Below are 2,621 nucleotides of genomic sequence, written 5' to 3' on the forward strand. Positions count from 1 at the left end.
CAGATCATGACCGACCACCTGCTGCCAGACCAGGAGATCCACGCGATCTATCCCTCGCCGAAACTGGTCCCGGCGAAGGTCACGGCGCTGATCGGCTTTCTGGAGGAACGCTTTCGGGAAGAGTGGTGGCTTGGCAATGCAGAGCGCACCGGCCCGCCGAATAGTACGCGGCCAGGCCCGGTTCCTTTATTTACCGGTAGGACTCCCGTTCGGTGATCATCAACCACGCTCCCTTCCTGTCATCGGCCCTTGCTGCCAGTCTTCGTCAATCCGTTCCCAGTCCGTATGGCGCGTTACGGTCACACCGTCTTCATCCTTGCCTACCCCACCCCCCAGAATTCCGGGTCATCGGAACGTGGCTGTTGTAACTTGGGCAGGTCGTTCATTCTCACCAGCACCGGTCGCTCCGATGCCCAACCGAGCAAGATCGCACTCTGTGACGGGAGCGACGGCAGCTCGCGAAGCAACCCTCTCAGGTTGTCCGGAACAAGACGATGGACCAGCTCCTGGTCGCGATCGTTGCTTATCCGGTGGAGGAGGAAGGTGTTGCACTGGGATAGCAACACCACGCCGACCTGTTGCCCTTCCTCGTCGAACGCTGCCACGCTGTTCGGCGAGGTCTTGTAGTTGCCGCGTTGCCACGCGTCTTTTCTCGCTGTAGACGAGGAGGTCGCGGTGCAACTGCCTGACGTGTTTTTGGTGAACGCGATGTCCTGCCACGATGAGAACGCCAGCTCCATGACTTCGGCGTAACCGGCCACCACTGCTCGTCACGCGTGCCGAACGACTTGATCTGCAGATTGGACAGCAGCCGCTCGACCTCGCGGTCCGAGAGCTTGCTGCCCTCGATGCGGGTGGATGAGCCGATGCTCTCGATGGTCGCGCCCCGCCGCAGCGCCGGTCTGGCGCCAGCGCACCGAGCGCGCGCCATGCGCCCTTGAACTCATCGATGCCAGCGATGAGACTCAGGATTTCGGGGGTGATCTCGGTTCAGGCGCAAGTTGCACGATAACGCGCGACCATCTGTCCGCCGGCCGCGCGCAACGCCTCACCACCCCGACTCCCGCTCCGGTGTCGCGCCAATCTGGTGGATGCTCAAGTCCGCACCCTTGAACTCCTCCTCCGGGTCGAGCCGAATGCCGACGGTTGCCCTGAGCACGCCGTAGACGATGAAGCCTCCCAGCAGCGCAATCACGATGCCGAGCAACGTGCCCATCACTTGCGCCCTCAAGCTCACGCCGCCGAGGCCACCCATCGCGGTCGCGCCGAAGAGCGCGGCAGCGATCCCGCCCCACGCCCCGCACAGTCCGTGCAGCGGCCACACGCCCAGCACATCGTCGATCTTCATCCGCTGCTGGGTCACGGGGAACATGACAACAAAGAGGGCGCCGGCGACCGCGCCGGTGACGAGACCGCCCACGGGATGCATCACATCGGAGCCGGCGCATACCGCCACCAACCCTGCGAGCGGTCCGTTATGGACGAATCCAGGGTCGTTCCGCCCGACGACGAGCGCCGCGAGCGTGCCGCCCGCCATGGCCATGAGCGAGTTCAACGCGACCAGCCCGCTGATTTTTTCGATGCTCTGAGCCGACATCACGTTGAACCCAAACCAGCCGACAGTCAGCACCCAGGCACCCAGAGCGAGAAAGGGGATGCTCGATGGTGGGTGCGCGACCATCGTCCCCTCGCGGGTGTAGCGGCCGCGCCGCGGACCCAGCAGCAGCACTGCCGCGAGGGCGAGCCAGCCGCCCATGGCGTGCACCACTACCGACCCCGCGAAATCGTGAAACTTAGTACCGAACTCGGCTTCCATCCATGCCTGAACGCCGAAGCGATCGTTCCACGCGATGCCTTCGAAGAAGGGATAGACGAGCGCGACGATGAGGAGGGTAGCAATGATCTGCGGGTTGAAACTCGCCCGCTCCGCGATGCCGCCGGAAATGATCGCCGGGACGGCAGCCGCGAACGTGAGCAGAAAGAAGAATCTCACGAGATCGAAGCCGCTCTTCTGCGCGAGATCGCTGGCGCTCGCCAGGAAGCCGGTTCCGTAGGCTATCAGATAGCCGACGAAGAAGTACGCCACGGTCGACATCGCGAAGTCGGCGAGGATCTTGACCAGCGCGTTCACCTGGTTCTTCTCGCGCACGGTGCCGACCTCGAGGAAAGCGAACCCGGAATGCATCGCCAGGACCATGATTGCTCCCAGCAGCACGAAGAGTACGTCGGTACTCGCCTTCAGGTTTTCCATTGCTGCGCTCCCTAGTGTCTATTCGTGTGGCGGGCGGAACCGACCGGCTGTGGGTGGCGGATGCGTGGGTCATGGCCGCGCGCTGGGCGAGGATTATAGATTGAGCTCTGGGCGAGCGGCGACGGGCGCACCGCAGCGTGACGCGTTCGAACGCTCGCCCGCTCTCGACGATGCTACGCCGCGTCGGCCATGCGTTTGAGCGTCACATAGTCGACCTTGCCGGTGCCGAGCAGCGGCAGCGCCTCGACCACCACGAGCTTGCGCGGCACCGCGATCTCCGGGTGTCCGCCGGCGCGCGCGGCCTCCTGCAGGCGCTCGCGGGTGAGCGCGGCGTCGGTGGTGAAGAGCAGGATCGCTTCGCCGCGCTGCG

2 protein-coding genes and 2 pseudogenes are annotated in these 2,621 nt (G+C 64.4%); all 4 read right to left on the reverse strand.

Annotation, left to right across the window (positions count from 1 at the left end; all coding sequences use genetic code 11):
- Positions 1-219 precede the first annotated feature (219 nt).
- A pseudogene (locus JNK68_07395) lies at positions 220-563 on the reverse strand (ATP-binding protein).
- A pseudogene (locus JNK68_07400) lies at positions 564-984 on the reverse strand (Fic family protein). It abuts the pseudogene before it with no gap.
- Positions 985-1,048: 64 nt separating this feature from the next.
- Positions 1,049-2,251 (reverse strand): ammonium transporter, encoded by a 1,203-nt coding sequence (locus JNK68_07405; GenBank protein ID MBL8540182.1) that lies wholly within the window; start codon positions 2,249-2,251, stop codon positions 1,049-1,051.
- Positions 2,252-2,424: 173 nt separating this feature from the next.
- On the reverse strand, positions 2,425-2,621 hold a 197-nt coding region (locus tag JNK68_07410; GenBank protein ID MBL8540183.1), incomplete at its 5' end, for a hypothetical protein.

It is taken from the genome of Betaproteobacteria bacterium (assembly GCA_016791345.1).
Taxonomy (GTDB): domain Bacteria; phylum Pseudomonadota; class Gammaproteobacteria; order Burkholderiales; family JAEUMW01; genus JAEUMW01.